The 22,073-nt window shown below is 67.2% G+C and carries 19 protein-coding genes and 1 tRNA gene; 10 read left to right on the forward strand and 10 right to left on the reverse strand.

Annotated elements, in window-relative coordinates:
• Positions 1-114: 114 nt before the first annotated feature.
• Complete coding sequence (locus tag E3O19_RS13155) at positions 115-1,107, forward strand: adenosine deaminase (protein ID WP_134568298.1); 993 nt, start codon at positions 115-117, stop codon at positions 1,105-1,107.
• Between the two features lie 25 nt (positions 1,108-1,132).
• On the opposite strand, the gene E3O19_RS13160 is transcribed toward E3O19_RS13155, so the two are convergent.
• A complete protein-coding gene (locus tag E3O19_RS13160) occupies positions 1,133-2,149 on the reverse strand; it encodes a magnesium and cobalt transport protein CorA (RefSeq protein WP_134568300.1) in 1,017 nt (338 codons plus the stop codon).
• Positions 2,150-2,235: 86 nt separating this feature from the next.
• Here E3O19_RS13160 and E3O19_RS13165 point away from each other — a divergent pair, with 86 nt between their 5' ends.
• Positions 2,236-2,985 carry a 4'-phosphopantetheinyl transferase family protein gene (locus E3O19_RS13165; RefSeq protein WP_134568302.1) on the forward strand — a complete coding sequence of 250 codons (750 nt, stop codon included), beginning with the start codon at positions 2,236-2,238 and terminating at the stop codon, positions 2,983-2,985.
• An 18-nt stretch (positions 2,986-3,003) separates the two neighbouring features.
• On the opposite strand, the gene E3O19_RS13170 is transcribed toward E3O19_RS13165, so the two are convergent.
• Both E3O19_RS13170 and E3O19_RS13175 read right to left on the reverse strand, forming a co-directional pair.
• The gene (locus E3O19_RS13170) at positions 3,004-4,332 is read right to left on the reverse strand and encodes a M1 family metallopeptidase (RefSeq protein WP_134568304.1); all 1,329 of its coding nucleotides are present in this window, start codon (positions 4,330-4,332) and stop codon (positions 3,004-3,006) included.
• A gap of 8 nt (positions 4,333-4,340) precedes the next feature.
• On the reverse strand, positions 4,341-8,270 hold the full coding sequence (locus E3O19_RS13175; RefSeq protein WP_241981367.1) for a Pls/PosA family non-ribosomal peptide synthetase: 3,930 nt from the start codon (positions 8,268-8,270) through the stop codon (positions 4,341-4,343).
• A 278-nt stretch (positions 8,271-8,548) separates the two neighbouring features.
• Here E3O19_RS13175 and E3O19_RS13180 point away from each other — a divergent pair, with 278 nt between their 5' ends.
• From E3O19_RS13180 to E3O19_RS13190, 3 genes are all read left to right on the forward strand, one after another.
• The gene (locus E3O19_RS13180; RefSeq protein WP_134568306.1) at positions 8,549-11,005 is read left to right on the forward strand and encodes a winged helix-turn-helix domain-containing protein; all 2,457 of its coding nucleotides are present in this window, start codon (positions 8,549-8,551) and stop codon (positions 11,003-11,005) included.
• A 66-nt stretch (positions 11,006-11,071) separates the two neighbouring features.
• The gene (locus E3O19_RS13185) at positions 11,072-11,323 is read left to right on the forward strand and encodes a hypothetical protein (protein WP_198413909.1); all 252 of its coding nucleotides are present in this window, start codon (positions 11,072-11,074) and stop codon (positions 11,321-11,323) included.
• Entirely contained in the window at positions 11,320-12,012 is a 693-nt protein-coding gene (locus tag E3O19_RS13190) for a DUF2306 domain-containing protein (protein ID WP_134568307.1), read from the forward strand. The genes E3O19_RS13185 and E3O19_RS13190 overlap by 4 nt, the downstream gene beginning before the upstream one ends.
• Positions 12,013-12,311: 299 nt before the next feature.
• On the opposite strand, the gene E3O19_RS13195 is transcribed toward E3O19_RS13190, so the two are convergent.
• Positions 12,312-12,986, reverse strand: coding sequence for a TetR/AcrR family transcriptional regulator (locus E3O19_RS13195; RefSeq protein WP_134568309.1), 675 nt, complete (start codon positions 12,984-12,986; stop codon positions 12,312-12,314).
• Positions 12,987-13,047: 61 nt separating this feature from the next.
• Between E3O19_RS13195 and E3O19_RS13200 the strand changes: the two genes are divergently transcribed.
• Together E3O19_RS13200 and E3O19_RS13205 are read left to right on the forward strand one after the other, a co-directional pair.
• A complete protein-coding gene (locus tag E3O19_RS13200) occupies positions 13,048-13,494 on the forward strand; it encodes a nuclear transport factor 2 family protein (protein ID WP_134568311.1) in 447 nt (148 codons plus the stop codon).
• Positions 13,491-14,348: an SDR family oxidoreductase gene (locus E3O19_RS13205; protein WP_166804570.1), complete on the forward strand. Its 858-nt coding sequence runs from the start codon at positions 13,491-13,493 to the stop codon at positions 14,346-14,348. The genes E3O19_RS13200 and E3O19_RS13205 overlap by 4 nt, the downstream gene beginning before the upstream one ends.
• A 195-nt stretch (positions 14,349-14,543) precedes the next feature.
• Here the strand turns inward: E3O19_RS13205 and E3O19_RS13210 are convergent, their stop codons facing one another.
• Both E3O19_RS13210 and E3O19_RS13215 read right to left on the reverse strand, forming a co-directional pair.
• Entirely contained in the window at positions 14,544-16,211 is a 1,668-nt protein-coding gene (locus E3O19_RS13210; protein WP_134568315.1) for an alkaline phosphatase family protein, read from the reverse strand.
• A gap of 288 nt (positions 16,212-16,499) precedes the next feature.
• On the reverse strand, positions 16,500-17,357 hold the full coding sequence (locus E3O19_RS13215) for a Cof-type HAD-IIB family hydrolase (RefSeq protein WP_134568316.1): 858 nt from the start codon (positions 17,355-17,357) through the stop codon (positions 16,500-16,502).
• A gap of 234 nt (positions 17,358-17,591) precedes the next feature.
• Between E3O19_RS13215 and E3O19_RS13220 the strand changes: the two genes are divergently transcribed.
• From E3O19_RS13220 to E3O19_RS13235, 3 genes are all read left to right on the forward strand, one after another.
• Entirely contained in the window at positions 17,592-18,377 is a 786-nt protein-coding gene (locus E3O19_RS13220) for an acetoin reductase (protein ID WP_134568318.1), read from the forward strand.
• 273 nt (positions 18,378-18,650) lie between these two features.
• A complete protein-coding gene (locus E3O19_RS18435; RefSeq protein WP_241981368.1) occupies positions 18,651-18,833 on the forward strand; it encodes a hypothetical protein in 183 nt (60 codons plus the stop codon).
• A 637-nt stretch (positions 18,834-19,470) separates the two neighbouring features.
• The gene (locus E3O19_RS13235; protein ID WP_241981369.1) at positions 19,471-20,094 is read left to right on the forward strand and encodes a homocysteine S-methyltransferase family protein; all 624 of its coding nucleotides are present in this window, start codon (positions 19,471-19,473) and stop codon (positions 20,092-20,094) included.
• Positions 20,095-20,201: 107 nt separating this feature from the next.
• On the opposite strand, the gene E3O19_RS13240 is transcribed toward E3O19_RS13235, so the two are convergent.
• The 4 genes from E3O19_RS13240 to E3O19_RS13255 all read right to left on the reverse strand — a co-directional run.
• The gene (locus tag E3O19_RS13240; RefSeq protein ID WP_134568320.1) at positions 20,202-20,405 is read right to left on the reverse strand and encodes a hypothetical protein; all 204 of its coding nucleotides are present in this window, start codon (positions 20,403-20,405) and stop codon (positions 20,202-20,204) included.
• 246 nt (positions 20,406-20,651) lie between these two features.
• Entirely contained in the window at positions 20,652-20,840 is a 189-nt protein-coding gene (locus E3O19_RS13245; RefSeq protein ID WP_134568322.1) for a hypothetical protein, read from the reverse strand.
• Positions 20,841-21,131: 291 nt separating this feature from the next.
• A tRNA-Arg gene (locus tag E3O19_RS13250) sits at positions 21,132-21,206 on the reverse strand.
• Between the two features lie 34 nt (positions 21,207-21,240).
• Positions 21,241-22,073, reverse strand: an 833-nt coding sequence (locus E3O19_RS13255) for a CHAP domain-containing protein (protein ID WP_134568324.1), incomplete at its 5' end; no start/stop codon positions are given.

A 22,073-nucleotide genomic window follows, 5' to 3' on the forward strand; every position in this document is an offset into this window, starting at 1 on the left:
CCGATTCCCGGTGAGGCGGCCCGGGTTTCGCAGGATTCCGCGGAAAATCGGCCCGAGAGCGCCACCGGGCGAGGGTGGGCGGCATCGGGCCCATCCGCTTGCGAGAATGGGGCAATGAAACTCCCTCTGGTCGAACTTCACCTGCACATCGAGGGCACCCTCGAACCCGAACTCATTTTCGACCTGGCCGCACGCAACCGTGTCACCCTGCCCTGGGCGTCCCTGCCCGAACTGCGCGGGCAGTACGAGTTCGACGACCTGCAGTCTTTCCTGAACCTGTACTACCGCAACCTCGACGTGCTGCGCGAGCGGGTCGACTACGGCGACCTGACCCGCGCCTACCTGGAACGGGCACGGACGGCCGGGGTGCGCCACGCGGAGATCTTCTTCGACCCGCAGGCCCACACCAGCCGGGGCATCCCGCTGCTCACCGCCCTCGGCGGGGTGCGCGACGCCCTGGACACGTCGGAGGCGGACTGGGGCATCAGCACGAAACTGATCGTGACCTTCCTCCGTGACCGGTCGGCCGCCGAGGCGCTGGCCATGCTCGAGGAGATCCTGGCGAGTGAGTTCCGGATAGACGGGATCGGGATCGACTCCGCAGAGGTCGGCTACCCGCCCGAGCTGTTCACCGAGGTCTTCGAACTGGCCCGCGCGAACGGGTTGCACCTCGTGGCGCACGCAGGCGAGGAGGGCCCACCCTCCTACGTCTGGCAGGCCCTGGACCTCCTCGGCGTTGAACGGATCGACCACGGCATCCGCAGCCTGGAGGACGAGGCGCTCCTGGACCGGCTGGTGACGGACCGGATTCCGCTGACCGTCTGCCCGTTTTCGAACGTGCGCCTGCGGGTCATCGACACGCTCGCCGACCACCCGATCGTGCGGATGCTCGACCGCGGGCTGCTCGCCTGCGTCAATTCCGACGACCCGGCCTACTTCGGCGGTTACATCGACGACAACCTGGCCGCGCTCGACCGTGAGTTCGGACTCGGCCCTGACCGGCTGGCCCTGCTCGCCCACAACGGGGTCGAGGCGTCGTTCCTGGACGCGGCCGAAAAGGCGTCGCTGAGCGCAGAGGTCGACGCCTGGCGAGCGGCGCAGGCGTAAGGCGGGCAAGCGGGCGCCGGCCCGCCTAGAGCCAGCCCTTCTTCTTGAACACCCCGTAGAGACCGAACCCCATGGCCACCATGAGCCCGAGCGCGAACGGATAGCCGAAGACCCATTTCAGCTCGGGCATATGGGTGAAGTTCATACCGTAGATCGTGCCGACCAGGGTGGGCGCGAACAGGATGGCCGCCCAGCTGGAGATCTTCTTGACCTCTTCGCTCTGGGCCAGGCTGGTCTCGGAGAGCCGCCGGGTCTCGTCATTTTGCCGCTGGGTGACGAGGGTGCTGTGCACGATCAGGGCGTTGTCGAGGAGCTGCCGGAACGCGTCGCCTCGCTCGGCGACGCGCAGGGTGTGGTCGAGCACATCCCGCAGGTGGTGGTGCAGTTCGACGTCGACGCTGTACTTGTCGAAGCCACGCTGGAGGGCTTCGAGCACGCCGACGAGCGGCTGGGTGGCGCGCTGGAACTCGATCACCTCGCGCGAGAGAGCGTAGATGCGCCGGGAAACCTCCTGGTCCCCGTCGAAAAGCTGGTCCTCGATCTCGTCGATGTCGTTTTCGAGGCCCGCGACGACGGGACCGTACTCGTCGACGACCTGGTCGAGGATGGCGTAGAGCACCGCCTCCGGGCCGAACGCCAGCAGCTCGGGGGTCGATTCCATCCGCGTGCGCACCTTCGCCAGGTTCGGGGATTCGGCGTGGCGGATGGTAACGACGAAGTCCGGTCCGACGAACACGTGCAACTCGCCGAATTCGACGCGTTCCTCGTCGTCGATGTAGCGGGCGGGACGCAGCACCACGAACAGGATGTCGTCGAAGCGCTCGAGCTTGGCGCGCTGGTGGCCCTTGAGTGCGTCCTCGACGGCCAGGTGGTGCAGGCTGAACTCCGCCGCGACGGAGCGCACCTCCCGCTCCAACGGCCGGTACATGCCGATCCAGGCGAAGCCGTTGTTCGCCTTCATGACCTCGTAGGTCTCGTCCAGCGTCTTCGGGGTGGCTGCCCGGCGGCCGTCCACGTAGATCGCATTGTCGATCAGTGCCATCGGTTCTCCTCGTGCGCAGGTTCCAGTGTCGCACCGGGGCGAACAGCAACCTGCAGGACACGACCCGGCTCCGCTAGCGTGGTGCCGTGACTGACGAGCGAACACCCGACGTCGTCGTCGTCCTGGGGCCGCGCGGCGAGACGGATGCCGCCGACCGTGCCTTCCTGCTGGCCGCCGCCGGTTGGGCCCTCGGTTCGGTCCCCGGGTCGCTGTCGCTCGGTCGGCACTGCCCGACCTGCGGCGGCGCCGACCACGGCAGGCCAATTCTTGGCCGGGCCGGTGGGGTGGCCGGCTCCGGAAACCGGCTCGACGTCAGCCTCAGCCGGGCCGGTTCCTCGGTCGCGGTCGCGCTCTCCTTCTCCGGGCCCGTCGGGATCGACATCGAGAGCGTCGACGCGGTGGTTCGCGCCGGATTCGACGACGTGGCCTTCAACCCGGTCGAGCTGGCCGCACTGGCCGAGTTGTCGGTGGTCGATGCCGGCCGGGCACGGACGGCGATCTGGACCGGCAAGGAGGCCGCCCTCAAGGCGATCGGGGTTGGCCTGCGAGCCGACCCGCGAACGCTCACCGTCCGCCTTCCGCGGCCGGGCGAGGACACCGACCCGGCGCTCAACGCGGAACCTCAAAACGCGCTCCCCCACCTCCTCCTCCCCCACCTTCTCCCGTGCCTCCTCCCCTGCCTCCTCCCCCGGCTCGCCGCCTTCGACGCCGGGCCCGGTCTGGTCGGCACAATCGCTGTGTTCACGGCCGCTGCGCCGGCCGTGCAGGTGCTCCCGGCCGGGAGCATCCGTGGCCTGCCGGTGCCCGTGACCGAGGTCACCGACCTGCCGCACTGATTGGCGGCCATGAACGGCTCAGAGCTTCGGCAGGGCGGTCCGGAACAGCCAGCGGTCGATGATGTGGTGAACCTCACCGCTGCCCGTGTGTACGGTGAAGAACTCGACGAAGTCGCCGGTCGACACCGAGCCATTCCGGCGTTCCCTGGTGTATGCCCGCACCGCTCCGAAGAAGGCGTCGTTGCCGAGCGAACGTCGCAGGGCGTGCAGGGCCAGGGCGCCGCGCTTGTAGACCCGGTCATCGAACATGTCGTGCGGTCCCGGGTCGCCGACGACGATGTCGCGCGGCAGCGCATCGACCTTGGCCCGGTGCCAGGCGGCGCTCTCGTCGGCCGTGCGTCCGCCACTGGCCTCGGCCCACAGCCACTCTGCGTAGCAGGCGAACCCCTCGTGCAGCCAGATGTCCTTCCACAGTGCCACGGTGAGGCTGTTGCCGAACCACTGGTGGGCCAGTTCGTGTGCGATCAGCCTGTCGCTCCCGTGCAGCCCGTCGACGTGGTTACGGCCGAAGACGGCGAGACCATGGGCCTCGAGCGGAATCTCGAGCTCGTCGTCCGTGACGACGACCGAGTACGCGTCGAACGGGTATGGACCGAACAAGCCGCTGAACAGGGAAATCATCTCGCTCAGCCGACCGAAGTCGATACCGACCTCGTGGGCGAGGTTGGCCGGGAAGAAGATCCGCTGGGCGACCGGGGCGGCGGACACATCGGTGCGGCGGTACCGGCCGATCAGCACGGAGGCCAGGTAGGTGGCCATCGGTTCCGCCACCACGAACGTCCACGAGGTACGCCCTGACCTGGACGACCGCGCAACCAGGTTGCCGTTGGCGACGACCGTGTACGGGTCCTCGCAGGCAACCCGGATCCGGAAGGACGCCTTGTTGCTCGGGTGGTCGTTGCAGGGGAACCAGGAGGCCGCGCCAGTGGGCTGGCCGGCCACGAGCACGCCATCGTCCAGTTCTTCCCAGCCGACCTCACCCCAGATGCTGCGCAGCGGATGCGGCGCCCCCCGGTACCGCACGGTCACCTCGAACCTCTGGCCGGCCTCGATCGTCGTCGCCGCCGTGATCGTGAGCTTCCGCGCCGACTGGGAGACTTTCCGCGGCCTGACACCGTCGACGGTGACCCGGTCGACGCTGAGCCCGTCGAAATCAAGGCTGAACCGGTCGAGCCGCATCGACGCCACGGCGATGATGGTCGCGATTCCCCGCAACTGGTTCGTGGCCACCCGGTAGTCGAGGTCGAGGTCATAGTGCACGGCAAGGTAGCCGCCGTTCCCGTTCGAGGGAAGGTAGGCGTCCCCGGCGGACGCCGAGCCGCAGGTCTGGCGCGGGGTTTGAGGCATGGTGGGAGTCAAGTCTGCCACGGCGGCCGGTGCCACGGCGAAATGGGGTTCCCCGCCCAGAGCGACCCGGCCGGCACGCGTTCGCCGCGCATCACCAGCGAGGCCGGCCCGACGGTGGCTCCCTGGTCCACTGCGGCGGCCGGAAGGATGACGCTGTGCGGGCCCAGCGTCGACCCGACATCGAGATGCACCCGGTCGAGCTGCATGATCCGGTCGTGGAAGAGATGGGTCTGCACCACGCAGCCCCGGTTGACGCTGACCCCATCACCGATGGTGACGAGGTCGGCCTCGGGCAGCCAGTAGGTTTCGCACCACACCCCGTGGCCGATCCGGGCGCCGAGGCTGCGCAGCCAGACTGACAGCACCGGGGTGCCGGCGGCCTTGGCCGCGAACCAGGGCCGAGCCACCATCTCCACGAAGCAGTCCGAGACCTCGTTGCGCCAGATGAACGACGACCAGAGCGGATGCTCGGTCGCGTCGATCCGTCCGACCAGGCTCCACTTGGCCACGGTCGTGATCCCGGCAGCGACCGCGCCCGCGGCGAGCATGACGATCCCCGACAGCGCGACCGTCCAGCCGAGACCGAGACCGATCCACAACCAGTCGAGAGCGGCCAGTACGCCAAGCCCGATCAGGGCCGTGACGATCACGGGCACGATCCGCAACACCTCCCAGAGGGCACGGGCGGTGCGCAGCCGGACGGGCGGCAGGAACGTGCGGGCCTCGTCGACGTCCGTCACCGTGCGACGCAGCCGCTCGGGCGGGTTGCCGAGCCAGGACGAGCCGCGCTTGGCCCTGCGGGGCGTGGAGGAGAGCACGGCGACGAGCCCATTGCGGGGAACGGTGCGCCCCGGGCCGGCGATGCCGCTGTTGCCGAGGAACGCCCGCCGCCCGACCTTCGCCCGGCCGATGCGCAACCAGCCGCCGCCGAGCTCATAGCAGGCCACCATGGTATCGTCCGCGAGGAAGGCGGCCGGGGCGATGGTGGTCAGCGACGGGATCAGCAGCACGGTCGAGGCCTCGACTCCGGCGCCCACTTTCGCTCCGAGCAGGCGCAGCCAGACCGGGGTGAGCAGGCTCGCATAGAGGGGAAAAAGTAGGGTGCGGGCGCCGTCGAGGATGCGTTCGGTCATCCAGACCTGCCAGCCGATTCGGCTGCGCACCGGATAATACCCCTCCCGCAGGCCCACCCCGACCAGCCGGACGGCGACGATGACCAGCGTCGCGTACACCAGGCCGGCAACCACGACGGCGAGCGGCGTGGCCAGTGCCGCCCGCCGGAGCGCGTCGGCGAGAGTGGCGGCGTCGCCGACTGCCGCGCCGACCACGAGCAGGCCCAGCGTCGCGGCCGCGGCGGGGATAGCGGTCATGCCGACCGCTCCCGTCGCGAACGCGATCAGCCAGCGGCGGGCCCGCGGCGGGCGCTCAGCCGGCCACGACCCACGGGCAGCCCCCACCCGGATGGCCGGCGATCCGGCCCACCGCTCGCCGTCCGGGACCTCGCTGGAGACGGCGGCCCCCGCTTCGATCACGGCGCCAGCACCGATCCTGGCGCCGCCGAGCAGGGTGCTGCGCGCACCGATTGTTGCCTCGGCGCCGATCTCCACCCGCCCGAGCCGGAGCACGTCTCCGTCGATCCAGTAGCCGGCCAGGTCGGTCTCCGGCTCGATCGCCGCACGGGCCCCGATGGTCAGCATCCCCGTCACCGGCGGGAGAGCATGGAGGTCGACGTCCTCGCCGACCCGCGCGCCGAGAGCCCGGGCGTAGTAGCTGATCCACGGCGCCCCCGCCAGGCTCGCCGCGTCGACGAGCAACGCCACCTGCTCGGCCAGCCACAGGCGCAGGTGAACGGATCCGCCTCGCGGGTAGTCCCCCGGTGTCACCCCGCGCAGCAGCAGTCTGGCGGCGAGGACGGAGATGGTCATCTTCCCCGGCGGGGTGACGAAGAGCACGAAACCAAGCCCGACCCACCACCAGGAGATCGTCGGTGCGAAGGTCGCCCCACCCCAGGTCGACAGAAGGTTGTTCGCCACCGAGAGGAAGACGAGCCAGCGCGCGCCGACGAGCACGTGCAGGGGGATGCCAAGCAGCGTCTGGGCGATCCGGCTGCGCGCGGGCACCGGGAGGACCTCCCGCACGATCGTCGGTGCCGGGGGCACGCGCGCGTCGAGCTCCTCGGCGAGCGCGCCGATCCGCGGATGGTCGTAAACGTCGGAGACGCGAGTGTCGGGGTAGCGCTCCCGGATCGCAGAGACGAATTGGGCGGCGGAGAGCGAGCCCCCGCCGTGGCCGAAGAAGTCCGCGTCTGGCCCGTCGACCGGCACGCCGAGGATCGAGGCCCAGTGCCTGGCCAGCCAGGCTGCGGTCGGCGTCAGTGTTGCCGCCTCCCGGTCGGCCGTGGCGGCGAGCGGCCAGGGCAGCGCAGCCTTGTCGACCTTGCCGGAGGTGCGCGTCGGCAGCTCGTCGACGAGGGCGAGCAGGGGCACCAGCGCGGCCGGGAGCTCCACGCGCAGCCGCTCGTTGGCCGCGGCACGGTCGAAGGCCGCTGCCCCGTCGTCGAGGGCGAGGTAGCCGACGAGAACCTGGTTGCCGGCCGGGGTCTTCCGCACGACCGCGGCCGCGCCGGCCACCTGGGGCAGCGAGCGCAGCGCCGCCTCGATCTCGCCCAGTTCGATCCGCCGGCCGCCGAGCTTCACCTGGTCGTCGGAACGCCCGACGAAGACCAGACCCTCCCGCTCAAACCGCACGAGGTCGCCGCTCCGGTACGCGCGGTCCCAGCCGAGCCCGGTGTGCGGGGCATACTTCTCCATATCCTTGGCCGGGTCGAGGTAGCGGGCCAGCCCGACGCCGCCGATGATGAGTTCGCCGGTGTCGCCGGGCGCCACCCGGGTGCCCGCGGCGTCCACGACGGCGAGGTCCCAGCCGTGCAGTGGCAGTCCGATCCGCACCGGGTCGGTGCCGTCCATCAGCGCCGCGCAGGCCACGACGGTCGCCTCGGTCGGACCGTAGGTGTTCCAGACCTCGCGTCCAGGGGCGACGAGACGCGCGGAGAGCTCGGGCGGGCAGGCCTCGCCGCCGAAGATGAGCAGCCGCACCTGTTCGAGGGCATCGTCCGGCCAGAGGGCGGCGAGGGTGGGCACCGTCGACACCACCGTCACGCCGTGGGCGATCAGCCACGGCCCGAGGTCAGCGCCGGACCGAACGAGCGAGCGGGGGGCGGTGACGAGGCAGGCACCGTTGCGCCAGGCCAGCCACATCTCCTCGCAGGATGCGTCGAAGGCCACGGACAGGCCCGCCAGCACCCGGTCGGTCGATCCGATCGGTTCGGAGCGGAGAAAGAGCCTGGCCTCGGCGTCGACGAAGGCCGCCGCCGACCGGTGGGTCACGGCGACGCCCTTGGGAACCCCGGTCGACCCGGAGGTGAAGATAACCCAGGCGTCGTCGTCCGGTGAGGGGATGATCCCGGGCGAGTGCACGAGGGCCAGGTCGTCCCCCGGCGGCAGCGGTCGTTCGGCAAGCGCCGCCTCGTCGACCGTGACGACGAGTTCGAAACGGCCGGCCCGTCCGACGACCCCGATGACCCGGGCCTCGCCGAAGACCAGCCGGGCGCGCTCTTCCGGGTCGTCGGCATCGACCGGCACATACGCGGCCCCGACGACGAGGGTGGCGAGGATGGAGACGTAGAGTTCGCGGGTCCCGGAGGGGATCCGGATGCCGACCTTGTCGCCCCGGCGAACCCCGGTCGCGCTGAGCTGCCCGGCCTGCTCGGAGACAAGGTGGATGAGCTCCCGGTAGCTGATGGCGCCGTCCTGGTCCTCGAGCGCGTGCGCACTCGGATGGGCGGCGGCCGTCTCGGCGAGGATGTCGACGAGGGTGCGCGCTGGCGCGGCTTTCGTTCCGGCCGCGAGCACGTCCTGGTCGGGCTGGATCTGGGTCACGCACGCTCCTCGTCCGCGGCGGAGAAGCAGTCTCTCGACGCGATGCCCCAGTTTAGAGCCCCCGGGCAACCGGCAGGGAAACTGTGTCGGCCGGTGTCCGAGCCCTCTCGAAGCAGGTTCGTGCCGCCCGCGGGGAGACGCCTCGAGCGTCCTCTCCGGCGAGGAGACACGGTCCTCCGGCGATCCAACGGGGAGGCCTTCCGACGAGGGTGCGGCCCTGTTCGGGCGAACCCGAAAACTCGACCTCTCCCCCTTCCGCCCGTCGCTAACATGGGCACATGACGATGCCGGCTCTTCTGGCTACGAAGCTCTTCGTGCCGCCACCGCGCTCCCAGGCCGTGGGCCGCCCGCGGCTTATCGAGCAACTGGATGCCGGCATCCGCTCGGGCCGGAAACTCACCCTGATTTCTGCTGCGGCCGGGTTCGGCAAGACCACCCTCCTCAGCGATTGGGTCGCCGAGATCCGGCAACAGGAACCACGGATGCGTGTGGCCTGGCTGTCACTCGAGGCCAGCGACAACGACCCGGTACGGTTTCTCGGCTACCTCGTGGCCGCCCTGCAACAGGCCGACACTGACATCGGGGCGGAAATCCCGGTCGGCCAGCAGCCGACCGAATCAACCCTCACCACGCTCGTCAACGACATCGCCAGAAGTGCCCATCAGATCCTTCTGGTTCTGGATGACTTCCAGCTGATCGAGGACAAGTCGATCCGCGACGCGGTCGTCTTCCTACTCGACCATCTGCCCTCTACTCTTCACCTGGCCATCGCGAGCCGTTCCGACCCGCTCCTGCCGGTCGCTCGACTGCGCGCGCGGGGCGAGCTCACCGAGCTGCGCGCTGCCGACCTGCGTTTCACCCCCGACGAGGCCGCCGCGTTCCTCGGCCCGGTCATGGGCCTGTCGCTCTCTCGCGAGGATGTTGCCAGCCTCGAGGCCCGTACTGAGGGCTGGATCGCGGGGCTGCAGCTGGCCGCGCTGTCGATGCGAGACCGCACGGACGCATCCGCCTTCATCGCCGCCTTCGCGGGCAGCAACCGTTTCGTCATCGATTACCTCATTGAGGAGGTGCTCGAGCGGGCGCCGCTGAACGTGCGCGAGTTCCTGTATCAGACCGCGATTCTCGACCGGCTCAGTGGTCCGCTCTGCGAAGCGGTGACCGGGCAGGCCGGCGGCGCCGAGATGCTCGAGACGCTGGAGCGCTCGAACCTGTTTGTCGTGCCGCTGGATGACCGGCGCGAGTGGTTTCGCTACCACCACCTGTTCGCGGACGTGTTACGGGTGCGGCTGCTCGCCCACGGTCCCGAACACGTCGCGGCTCTGAACGGGCTTGCCAGCGAGTGGTTCGAAAACAACCACCTGCCCGAGGAGAGCGTGCGGCACGCCCTGGCAGCGGCCGACTTCGCACGGGCGGCCAGGATGATCGAAGCGACGATTCCCAGCGTGCGCAAGAGCCGCCAGGATGCCACCCTGCTGGGATGGCTCGCCCTGCTGACGGACGACGCGATAAGTCGCCGTCCCGTGCTCGGCGTGTTCTCGGCGTGGGCGTCACTTCTCTCCGGCGACATCGCCGCCGTCGAGCCCAAGCTCGCGCGTGCGGAGCGCTCACTCGACGCAATCCACGAGTCGAAGCCCGGCCCGGAGCTGGACACGCTCCCCGTTACGATCGCGCTCTACCGCGCATCAGTAGCCTTGGCCACCGGGGACCTGGCTGGCATCAGGACGCATGCCAGCCGCGCGCTCGAGCTCACGAGTCCCGCCGATCATCTCGGGCGGGGTGCCGCCGGCGGTCTTCTCGGCCTGGGCGAGTGGGCAACCGGCGACCTCGAAGCGGGCGTGGCAGCATTCGCTGACGCTGCAGGAAACCTGCGTCTCGCGGGCAACCTGACCGACGCGCTCAGCACGACTATGGTGCTCGCCGACATGCTGATTCCGCTGGGTCGCCTCCAGGAGTCGCGTCGCGCATACGAGGCCGCGCTGCGGGAGGCGGCCGTGAAGCTCGGCGGCGGTCCACCCACCGCTGACCTCCACGGGGGGTTTGCCGAGGTGCTGATCGAGCTGGGTGACCTTGCCGCAGCGGAGGAGCATCTGGCTGCGGGCGAGACACTGGGTTGGGCCGCCTTTTCACACGAACACCAGTACCGGTGGTTCGTCTCGAAGGCGCTGTTGAGGCAGGCCCAAGGCGACCTCGACTCGGCGATCGACCTGCTCGAGCAGGCGAAACAACGCTACCGTCGCGGGTTCTTCGCCGAGGCGCGTCCGATCGAGGCGATGAGGGCGCGCATCCTGATCCTCCAGGGACGTCTGCCCGAGGCCCAGGCATGGGCGGATGCTCACGGGCTGACCCCCCGGGGCGACCTCAGCTACCTGCTCGAGTACGCCCACATCACGCTGGCGCGGTTGTTGATCGCGCAGCGCGACCCCGCGGCGGACGAGTTGCTCGAGAATCTCCGTGGAGCCGCGGAAGCGGCGGGGCGGGAGGGAGTTGTTGGCGAACTGCGATCGCTGGTCGGTCGTCCGACGGTCGAGGCCATCGCACATCGCGAAGGATTGAGCGAACGTGAGCTGCAGGTGCTGCGGCTACTCGCAACCGAGCTCACCGGTCCGGAGATCGCGCGCGAACTCTTCGTCTCGATCAACACGCTGCGCACCCACACCCGCCACGTCTTCGAGAAGCTCGAGGTGAACGGCCGCCCGGCCGCCATCCGGCGGGCACGCGAAATGGGCATCATCTAACAATCACCACTCACGTCACCACATGTTGTGATGCCGGGTCATCAGGTGTCTTCGTAGATTACCCCTGTGAACATCGCATCATCCACTGTGACTCGCGCCGCCGCTGTGACCGCCGCTGTGGCCGCCGCGCCCGGAGGGCGGCTCGACCAACGGTGGAGTGACCGGTTCGCGGGATTCATGCTCGCCATTCAGAGCAACGGAACAATCACCGTCCCGGTCATCGATCGGGCTGCCCTGCACGGACCGCTGAGACGGGTCGGAGATCTCGGCGTGACATTGATTTCAGTCAACGATCCGCACGAGGAGAACGAGCAATGACCACAACCATCAACGCCGGCAGGGCCACCCGCCCACAGTGGTTCGCCCCCACAGGGCTGATCCTGCTCAGCCTCATCCCGATCCTGGCGGGCGCCGCTCGCCTCACCGAGTTGACCGGAGGGGCAATCGCGACGCCGCAGAACGCGCGGTTCCTCGACTCGCCCATCCCGGTCGTGACACACATCGTGAGCGTGAGCATCTTCAGCCTGCTTGGAGCGTTCCAGTTCGTTCCCGCGCTGCGACGCCGCCGGGGTGGCTGGCATCGCATCGCCGGGCTCATCGTGATCCCCGCCGGTGTGCTCTCGGCGCTTTCGGGGATGTGGATGGCAGTCTTCTCTGCGCATCCGGCCGGTGACGGCGACTTCCTGCTCGTACTTCGACTCATCTTCGGCTCCGCAATGGTGGCGAGCATCGTGCTCGGGATCCGCGCGATCATGCGACGCAACTTCGTCGTGCACAGCGATTGGATGACCCGGGCCTACGCCATCGGCCTCGGAGCCGGCACGCAGGCGATCGTCCTGATCCCCGAGTCGATCATCTTCGGTTCCGGCAGTCAACTGCCGCGCGCACTGTTCATGGGGGCCGCCTGGCTGATCAACCTCGCGGTAGCCGAGTGGGTCATCCGTCGCCGCGTCGCCCTGCGCGGGGGCACTCACCGTGGGGTCGCTCTTCGCGGGGCGACCCGATGAGGACCGCGGTGTACCGCCGATTCGGCGGGCCGAAGGTCGTGCAGCGCGAAGACGTGCCCCGACCGCAGCCCCGAGAGACCGAAGTCCTCATCCGAGTACGGGCGACCAGCGTGAGCGCCGCCGACCATCGCGCAAGCCGCAAGGATGTGCCGGCCGGGCTGTCGATCCCGCCACACCGGGACCGAGTGTGCTTTAGGCGTCCGCCCTCCGACCTCCCCCGTTCAGCGACGAACAGAGCTGGAAGCACCCGTGAGCGTCAGCGACGTGGAACGCCGTGCACCAGTGGCGGATCCGCTTCGTCAAAGCTCCGCTGACGACCATGTGGGCTCACTCTTCTCGGGCAAGTCGAGCAGGGCCGCAGCGAGGGCGTCTCCGAGAAACCGGCCATATCGGGCCGAGTCCCATCCGCAGTGCATCACCAGGAGTTCATAGAGTTCGGGCGAACTGTATGTCCAGAGCACGTCAGTGGCGCTTTCCACGGTGACGCCCTGTCGCAGGTGACCGCGGTCTGCCAGGGTGCGCGCGTTGTGGCGCATTCGCTCGCGCCGTTCCTGCTGGCTGTCGGCGAGCAGGGCAGCCATGTCGGGATCGACGGCAGCGGCTTCTCGAATGAGCAGGTAGATCGGCGCGACCAGCGGCGCGACTTCGGTGCTGAACATGCCCCAGGCCTGCACGACGGCTCGGGGGTCACGTTCGATATTCTGCATGTCGTCGGAGCGTTGTGGCGCAGAGATCATGCCTGCACCGGCGAGCCCTCGTTCGAAGATCGCACGGGCCAGCCCGACCTTTCCCCCGAACGCCTTGTGGACGGTATCGACGGCGACTCCAGCGTCAGCCGCTATTGACACCATTGTTGTCGCGGCGTACCCGTTGGCCAGGAACTGCTTTCTGGCGATGTCCAGGGTCGCGTCCCGGCTGCGGTCGGCCTGAGCCTGACGGCCCCGGGAATCATAGGCGCGAGAGTGTTTTGTCAAGGTATTCGAATTCCGTTCTGTGCTATTGTATTGAATCTATTCTACTAGTACAGAGTGAGGAATGGCGATGGACGGCTCAACTGACCCGCTGGCCATGGTGCAGCGACTACTCGATGCGACAAACGCTCATGACATCGACTCGCTCGTCTCGTGTTTCAGCGATGACTATGTCAACGAGACTCCGGTTCACCCCGCGCGCGGCTTCCATGGCACTGAACAGGTCCGTCGCAATTGGACGCAGCTATTTGACGGCATACCGAATCTGAGAGCCTCCCTGCTGGCGCGTGCGACCAACGGTGATACGGCCTGGACTGAGTGGGAGATTTCCGGGGTGCGCCGCGACGGAGCAGTCCACATCATGCGTGGCGTGATCGTCTTCGGTGTCACGCACGGAAAGGCCCAATGGGCAAAGTTTTACCTGGAACAGGTAGACCAATCCGGCGGGGATGTCAACGATGCCGTCGCGCGGGCCAGCGGGCCAAGACCACCCAGCAGTGCAGCGCGATGATCCTCGTCGCCGGCGGTACCGGCACTCTGGGCACGAAGGTGGTGTCGCTGCTCCTCGCACGTGGCGACGGCGTGCGTGTACTCACCCGCGACGCGCTGCGAGCGGATGACCTGCGCGGCAGGGGTGCCGACGCGATTGTCGGCGATATTCGCGACTCGGCGACGATCGAGGCCGCGGTCAGCGGCTGCACGACGGTGATCTCTGCGTTGCACGGCTTCATCGGCGGACGCGGAGCCGGCCCGGCCGCCATCGACCGCGACGGCAACCGCAGCCTCATCCGCGCTGCCGTGGCTGGCAACGTCGACCATGCGATCCTCATGTCAGCGCACGGCGCAGCACCAGACAGCCCGATGAGCCTGCACCGGATGAAATACGCCGCGGAACAGACGCTCGTCGGGAGCGGTCTCGATTGGACGATCATCCGATCCGTCCCGTTTCTGGACACCTGGATCGGAGTTATCGGTGCTCATATCGCCGATCAAGGCAGGGCCCTGGTGCCTGGCCGAGGCGACAACCCCATCAACTTCGTGTCGGTGAACGAGGTTGCGACGGTCATCGACCGGTCGGTACACGACCGCGCATTTCGCGGGCGCATCGTCGACGTCACCGGCCCTGACAATCTGACCTTCACGGCTCTCGCAAGGCAACTCATCGAAGCGAGCGGCAAACCAGGCCAGATAGCCCATATTCCGCTCACCGCGCTGCGGGTCATGTCAGTGCTGGCAAGGCCCGTCGCACCAGCCTTTGCGCGCAAGGCGCACGCAGCCGTAGTCATGAACACCACGGATATGACGGTCAACGACCGCGCCAGTGCACTCCCCCCAACCTCCAACTCGTCGCCGCGCCAACCATGATGACAGATCGCGGCGTGCGGAACGGATTCGCGGGGAGCGCTACCAAGACAAACCACTCACGGCCGGTGAGCTGCGACTGTTGGGACTGGCCCGGCGCCACGCTGTCCAGGCCGATTCACGTGCCCATGCACCGTAGGGTCGCCGGACGGGGCACCCCACCGATGGTCGGCCTGCGGGGGTTCCCCGTTCTGGGGATCAGCGTTCGGGCAGAACCTTTGTTCCTTCGATCTGCACGGCCTGAAGAGCGTTCGGGTCCAGCCCGAGCAGCTTCAGGATCGTCGGCGCGATCTGCGTCGTTCCGACGGGTGCGGTGACCGTCTCGGGGTGCTCGGTGCGGAATCCGGCAACGACCAGCGGCACATCACGGTCTTCGGCGCTCGCTCCACCGTGTTCGGCGATCTTGCTCTTTCCCCCGGTGTAGACCACCCCGGTCTGGGCGATACCGAGGATGTCGGGGTAGCGCGGGTCAGCAGCGGTCGCGCCGAAGTACGTGGCGACAGCCGTACCCGCGTAGATCGTGCTTAGTCCGGATCCCGTTGCGGTCTTTGCCGCTCCGGCACTGTCGTTCCCGACTGTGGAGTGGGAGGCCAGGTAGTTCTTGGCGAACTCTGCGGCCGCCTGGGAGTGGTCGGACAACCACAACTGCATGATGTCATCGTCGGTTGCCAACGCGACGAGGTCCGCGCTCGTTGGATGCGTGGCCTTCCACGCCGAGTTCAGGCCATCGATAATGGGGCCGTCCGGGACGCGAGTGAGCGCCGCAGGGTCCATCGGCGACTGGCCATGTTTGGCCGACAGGATGATCGTGGTCGTCTTGGAGAGGCCATCCGCGGCAATCGCCGCATCCAGCTTGCCCACGGCAGAATTTACGAAGTCAAGGGCCTTGCTCAGGAGCGGGCCGGGAACACTGCCACCTGGAAGGTACCCGCCGGTCAGGCCGTCGGAGGCCGGCAGCTTCTGCGCGGTCGATACGGACTGGAAGTTCATGCCAAAAATGGCCGGCACAGCCTGAGGCGTGGTTCCGGAATGATCCCTGCCGCCGATCTCGTTCAACACGGCCTGCACCTTGTAGCCGTCGTACTGCTGCGTGGCGGCGTTGTCCTTGCTCCAATTCCCCGCACTGTGCGGCGCAGCCGCCTGGCTGTCGATCTCCGGGGTGAACAGGTCATCGACGCCCTTGCCGGATGGACCGTTGAGAATCTCATAGGCCGGATGCTTGTCCGACCAGGCTGTCGTCAGGCCCGCGCTCTTGGCGACTTCGAAGACGGTATTCACCTTCAAGTACTGGTGCGGATAGATCGGCTTGCACGTGGTCGGGTTGACGGGCAACGTGGCCGGGTCGAGGAGACTCTGCGGCTGGCCGGTCAGGGAAAGGATGCTGCCCGGCAATCCGCTCAGGCCCGCGCCGGCATCGAGGGCGTCCGGATTCTTGTCGGCCGCCTCAGTGTAGGCAACTTCCGCCCCGGGTTTCGCTGTCGCGCAATTCGTGGTGCCCGCGGGGAGCACCTCACGATTGTAGGTGTCGTCATAGTAGATGCCCGTGGTGCCGGGATTTCCTCCGGTGACTTGTCCGATGAGGCCGGGAAACGAATCGGACGGCACCGGAGTCTGAGCATGCGTGTAACTGGTCCCTCGGTCCACGAGCGCGGCCAGTGCCGAGGTCGGATGCGCGCGAAGATACCATTCGACGTCCTTCCGGTGCAGCCCATCCACCGAGAGCAACAGGACGTGTTTGGAGGGCCTCACGCTGTGATCACCGCTGCCGCCATCATCAGCGATGGCCGGGGAAGCCACTGCTGATGCCAGTAGCGCGACGCTGATAATCGCCGCCGTTGCGTGCGCGATTTTTTGTGTTGACTTCATGGGGTCAGACCTTTCGGTTCCGTTGCCATTGCGCGAGCTCCCACGCGTGGGCGGGTGTGCCTCCCGATTGAGGGGCTGAACCATTCGCTAGGTGGTACCGCCGCCCACGTTAGGCAAACGATAAGACTTACCAGCCAAGGGGTGACATAGGAAAGATGAACGCGACGTTACCGTCGGGTAAACCGGACCGCCAATCGGGGCAGCGCCACCCCGGCTCCTCGTCCGGGTTGAGGGCCAGCCACCGCGAGCCACCAAGCAAGACCCCGCAGGTAACGGGCAGGCGTCCGTTCAGATCAAACCATGGCGGCGGAAGGCGTTCCAGACGCCGTCATCGAGCACGGAAGTGGTGACCTCGTCGGCGTGGGCTTTGACGGCATCCGTGGCGTTGCCCATGGCGATGCCGACTCCGCAGACCTGCAGCATCTCGATGTCGTTGCTGCTATCGCCGATGCCGATGGCGGATTCCGGGTCCAGGCCGAGCTGGTCGAGGAGCTGCAGGATCGTGGAGCCCTTGTTCACGCCGCTCAGCGTCACCTCGCCGCTCCCGCGACCCATGTGCGGGATGGTGCCGGTGATGACATGGAAGTCTCCGCTGAGTGCTTCCGAAACGCGGTCGTACGCCCTGAGGTCGCCGGCGAGGAACACCGACTTGGCGATGCCGGTGAAACTGTACCGGCGCACATTGGCGAAGGCCTTCAGCGCCGGGTGTTCGTCGGCAGGGGTGACGGGTTTCGGACCAGCCCCCGTTGCCACCGACCGCACGCTGTCAGCAGCGTAGTAAGCCGCGAAGCGATCGCGCACGCCGGGGCTCGGGTAGAGCTCGTCGTAGGACTGCAGGTAGAAGTCGTACCCGGACTCCTCATAGAAGCCGACCATCCGCGCCACCGCGTCTTCGGGCATGGTGCGCTCGATCACGAGTTCGTCGCCGATTTCCGCGAACCCGCCGCCGGCGCTGATGGCACCGTCGAATCCGATGTCGCGGATCGCCGGGTAGATCTCGACCGACGCCCGTCCGGTGCTGAGGTACACCAGGTGCCCTTTGTGCCTGGCGGTGCGCACCGCGTCAATGGTCGACGCTGCGATCTCCGAGCCGGTTTCGATGAGGGTGCCGTCGACATCAACGAACGCGATGCGGGGGGAAATCATGAAGTGCTCCAGACAAAGTGGTCTCTGAGACGTTTCATCATTCCGGAGACGACCGGAGTGCTGAGCGTCTACATCGACGCTATCGGCCGAAGCCCGCACCGTTTAATCGGAGGACCTCAGATGTTTGGCTTACCCTGAAGGAATGCGGACGGTTGTCTGAGCGACATCGTCCGGGCTGCGGGTCAACGGCACCAGACGGCGCTCACCATGCCCGAACCAGAAATGAGAACAACCATGATCGTTTCACGCAAAGTCGCACTCGTAACCGGAGCCGGACAGGGAATCGGACGCGGCATCGCACTCCGGCTCGCCCAGGATGGTTTCGACATCGCTGTCGCCGACCTCGACTTCCAGGCCGAAAAGGGTGCCGGTGTCGTCGCCGAGATCGAGGCGCTCGGACGCAGGGCCGTCTTCGTCACCGCCGACGTCTCCAACCGCGACGACGTGTTCGCCGCTGTCAACACCGCGGCCGAGAAGCTCGGCGGGTTCGACGTGATCGTCAACAACGCCGGCATTGCCCAGGTCACGCCCATGCTCGAGATCACAGCAGAAGACCTGGAGAAGATCTTTTGCATCAACGTGAACAGTGTCGTCTGGGGAATCCAGGCCGCGGTCGCGAAATTCGACGAGCTCGGCCACGCCGGCAAGATCATCAGCGCCGCCTCCATCGCCGCCATCCAGGGCTTCCCCATCCTCGGTGCGTACTCGGCTTCGAAGTTCGCCGTTCGCGGCATCACCCAGGCAGCCGCCCAGGAGCTCGCGCCACGTGGCATCACCGTCAACGCCTACGCCCCGGGCATCGTCGGCACCGGCATGTGGGACCTGATCGACGAAAAGCTCAGCGCCATCAACGGCAAGCCGCGCGGTCAGAACCTCAAGGAAAATGTCGACGGCATCGCGCTCGGTCGGATCGAGACCCCGGAGGATGTCGCCAAGATCGTCTCGTTCTTCGCCGGCCCAGACTCCGACTATGTGACCGGCCAGGTCCTGCTCGTCGACGGCGGGATGCTCTACAACTAGCGCCCGGAGTGCCCTGGGAAACGACGCTTAGGGAAAACGGATGGCGAGGTGGGGAGCAATCCGGACCTCGCCATCGTGTGCGCGTATGCCCCTGGAGGGATTCGAACAGCTCACCGCCCAGCGCTTCGACGTACTTACGGAGCGTGTCTACCTGCACGCGTTCAGTGTCACCATGTTCAATTCGAGACACGCGGATCTGACTGACGTTCGGCCGCGCGGCCAACTCAACCTGATGAAGTCCCTTGTCTCGCGCAACTCACGGAGGCGGTAGGCGTGCACCTCCTCCAGCATCCGCTTCTTGTGCGCGGCAACGGCATCACGGTCGACCGGGCGCTTGGGGCGCGATTCCCTCATGTGCTTGTGCCGCGAGTCTGTCACCGAATCATCGAGCGGTTGCCCCAGCTGCGGACCGCGTTCCTCCAACAGCTCGAAGGCAGCAACGACCTGCTCATATGAGTCCTGGTCGAGAGCGTCCAGCCCGGACTCGACCATTTCAAGGTTGATCTCCCACATCCAGCATCGTCGGTGTTCGAGGTCGGGACACGTTCTCCTCCCGGGATGAGTGGCTGACTCTGGATCCCGTTGTGTTGCTCGCCGTCCGTGCAACGTCGCGGGTGTTGTTCGGGTTGGAGGAGTGGATCAGCATCCAGCGACCGAAACGAGACCCCGGCCAGAGCTGAGCGCACGTGACGAATGGAGAAGGGAATCCAGCAACCGCCGGACCGTGCAGTGGCGATGGACGATGACGCGTCGCAATATCCGCCAACACGCGCCTTGACGCCACGCGCCGGAGTGGACAATATCTTCCCTGACGAGAAGGGATCTAGATGGCGACATCCGACATGGCGATGACTGACGGTGGCATCGAGACTGTGCTGCTGTTTCACGAAGGATTCGAGTTGCCCGACTTCGCTGCGTTCCCGCTTCTCTACGAGGCGACGGGGCGCGATGCAATGCGCCGGTACTTCGAGAGCTTCTTGCGGATCGCGCATGAGCGTTCCCTCCCGTTTGTCCTCGGAACCCCGCAAGCCGGGATTGGGGTGAGCGTCTTGGATTTACCACGGTTGCACTGGCGCGGGCGAACGCGGACGCTGTGGCGTTCGTCCGTGAGGTTGCTGCGAGCCGACCCGCCCTTGCGATCATCGTCGAAGGAGTGCTGGGACCACGCGGGGACGGCTACGTGGTCACTGCTCGCATGACCGTTGCTGAGGCCGAGTCCTATCACTCCGAACAGATCGCCTCGCTGGTCGACGCGGGTGTCGATCGAATCGCGGCACTGACGCTGACCTACCCTGAGGAAGCAATCGGAGTGGTTCGTGCCGCCCGTGCGCTGGGAGTCCCGGTCGTGCCATCATTCACGGTGGAGACTGACGGGCGCCTGCCCGACGGGACAAGTCTTGGTGAGGCGATTGAGAGAGTCGATGCCGCCACCGGCGCGGCGGCCGCGTACTTCATGGTCAACTGTGCACACCCGACCCACATCAGCAACGCTCTCGGGAATCCGACGACGGCGGATCGGATCGGGGGCCTGAGGGTGAACGCATCGAAACAGTCGCATGCGGAGCTCGATGACGCAGAGGAGCTCGACGAGGGTGACCCCGTGGTGCTGGGCCTCGACAACGCAGCGCTGAGGACCAAGTTTCCGCGAGTTCAGGTGCTCGGGGGATGCTGCGGCACCGACGCTCGACACGTCGCCGAGATCATCGCCGCTTGGTGAGTGGCAGAGACGGAAACCGGGGAGACCCGAATTCAGTCGGTGACGACGGCCAGGCCGGCAGGCATCGACCTCGGAACCCTGGCCGGGGTCAAATTCGCCTGTCCGGTTTACGGCGCGCTCATCGGGTTTGCGGCGGGTGTCCTGCTGGCGGAGCGGGCCGAGGTGCCGACACTTTCTGCTGCCCGTTCCTGAGACTCAGTCAGCCGGTCGGTCGCCGTAGTTCGTTCAAATCCCTGCGCGATATCGATGAGTGCCTTGTCGTTGATGCGTCCCAACTCCAGGTCGATGGCGGGAAGACGCACCTTCACCACGCCAAAACGTGGTGAAGACCTATGTCCGTTACCCGCGGCAGACGCTGACCCTGTACACACATAGAACGTGCACCACAAGAATGCCCGGGGGACCGGTCAACGAGCTGACCTCACCATCCGACGCGACACAACAACCGCAAGCCCAGATCCCGACTCATGGCAATCCGGGCCCGGTTGCTGGCTGGGCGAATCGTGAAGCCGATCAAGAGCTCCAGAACCACGGTGCTTCCGGTCCTTGGAGGCATGTCAGAGACGGGTCGACTGCGTCTCGATCCAGTTCACGACAGCCGGGTGCTCTGTCTGGTGGTCCGCGACGGAGCGCACAAACGCGTCGCCGGCCACGCGGTCTGCGGCAAGGTGACGCCCGTCGAGGGCGAGGAAACCCTCCAACGCGATGAGGTCCTCAACGTCGGCGGGTTCCAGGCGCTCCGTCACGTGGCGAGGTCGTCGAGCAGTTCACCGTCCTCGCGCATGATGCGCTCAAAGAGCGCGCGGGTACGAGCACTCTTATCCGCCTTAGCGGCGCGCTCCTCAATGGCCATCTTCACGACTTCGGTCTTCGAGCGAGCTGAACAGCACTGCCAAAATTGCGCCAGGTCGTGTCCATTCACATCCGCGGTTCCACTGGCAAGCCGCTACCGAAACGGCGGGCGCTGGCTGCCGATTCGGTAGCGGCGGCGAGAAGATGCTCAGTGCCGGAACCGAAAGCAAACCGAACGCGTGAAGTGGTGCCCCTGGAGGGATTCGAACCCCCAACCGTTTCCTTAGGACGGAACTGCTCTTCCGTTGAGCTACAGAGGCTGGCTTGAAAAGTTTAGCTGGTCCAGGCCGCAGGTCAGTTCGGCGGGTAGAGGAAAAGTGGGACCTCGCTGGCCGCAATCGTGCGCTTATGGTACGCATGGGTACGCATCCAGTTGTATTCCTCCAGCACCACGGAACCGTCCCCACCCACCGATTGCACATAGGCCACGTGATTGTACGTGAACCAGGCGACCGCGCCCACGACGGGCGTCTTGCTGGTCGCCCAGCCATGGCTCGACCACGCATTGGCCCAGCTGCTCGCGTTTCCGCCGCCCGGCGTGAGTGTGCTCCAGGTCCACTTGAACGGTGCGCTCGTCGATCCGGCGTCGCGGTTGAGCCGCCACGCGACGAAGTCGACGCATTCGCGGTAGTAGTAGCTGAGCGGGGAGAGCCCGCCGCCCTGGGATTCGGTGCCCCGGTCGAACCAGGGGTAGTCGTCGCCCTCGGCGCGCACGCCGTAGACGGCGAAAGATGCGGCGGTCGCCCGGGCACTTGCAGCGGCCTTCTGCGCCGCGAGGGCGCGCTTGGCATCGGCTTCCTTCTGGGCGAGTTCTTCCTTGCTCGTGGCGGTGAAGCCATCTCTGGCCACGGTCACCGCCGAGGCGCCGGCCGCCACGGTCACGCCCTGGGCGCCGGCCTCGGCCAGCGAACGGGTGGATGCTGCGCCATGGTTCGCGCCGGCACCGGGAGAGAAGGCGTAGGCGGGAAGACCCGCGGTGAGGAACAGCCCGGGAATCGCCAGAAGTGTCACGGCGATCTTCAGTGGGCTGCGTCGGTTGGTGACCCGGGCGGGCCGAGGAGCGGGGCGCGCGGCCGGCGTGCGGGGCGCAATGGCGCGGCGGCCGGCGTGGGGCGCGCTGGCGGGGC

It is taken from the genome of Cryobacterium algoritolerans (assembly GCF_004402785.1).
In the GTDB taxonomy this organism is placed as follows: domain Bacteria; phylum Actinomycetota; class Actinomycetes; order Actinomycetales; family Microbacteriaceae; genus Cryobacterium; species Cryobacterium algoritolerans.

Coding starts and splice junctions, on each gene's coding strand:
- E3O19_RS13155 (WP_134568298.1), top strand. CDS start 115: ATGAAACTCCCTCTGGTCGAACTTCACCTGCACATCGAGGGCACCCTC.
- E3O19_RS13160 (WP_134568300.1), bottom strand. CDS start 2,149: ATGGCACTGATCGACAATGCGATCTACGTGGACGGCCGCCGGGCAGCC.
- E3O19_RS13170 (WP_134568304.1), bottom strand. CDS start 4,332: ATGCCTCAAACCCCGCGCCAGACCTGCGGCTCGGCGTCCGCCGGGGAC.
- E3O19_RS13180 (WP_134568306.1), top strand. CDS start 8,549: ATGACGATGCCGGCTCTTCTGGCTACGAAGCTCTTCGTGCCGCCACCG.
- E3O19_RS13190 (WP_134568307.1), top strand. CDS start 11,320: ATGACCACAACCATCAACGCCGGCAGGGCCACCCGCCCACAGTGGTTC.
- E3O19_RS13200 (WP_134568311.1), top strand. CDS start 13,048: ATGGCGATGGACGGCTCAACTGACCCGCTGGCCATGGTGCAGCGACTA.
- E3O19_RS13205 (WP_166804570.1), top strand. CDS start 13,491: ATGATCCTCGTCGCCGGCGGTACCGGCACTCTGGGCACGAAGGTGGTG.
- E3O19_RS13210 (WP_134568315.1), bottom strand. CDS start 16,211: ATGAAGTCAACACAAAAAATCGCGCACGCAACGGCGGCGATTATCAGC.
- E3O19_RS13215 (WP_134568316.1), bottom strand. CDS start 17,357: ATGATTTCCCCCCGCATCGCGTTCGTTGATGTCGACGGCACCCTCATC.
- E3O19_RS13220 (WP_134568318.1), top strand. CDS start 17,592: ATGATCGTTTCACGCAAAGTCGCACTCGTAACCGGAGCCGGACAGGGA.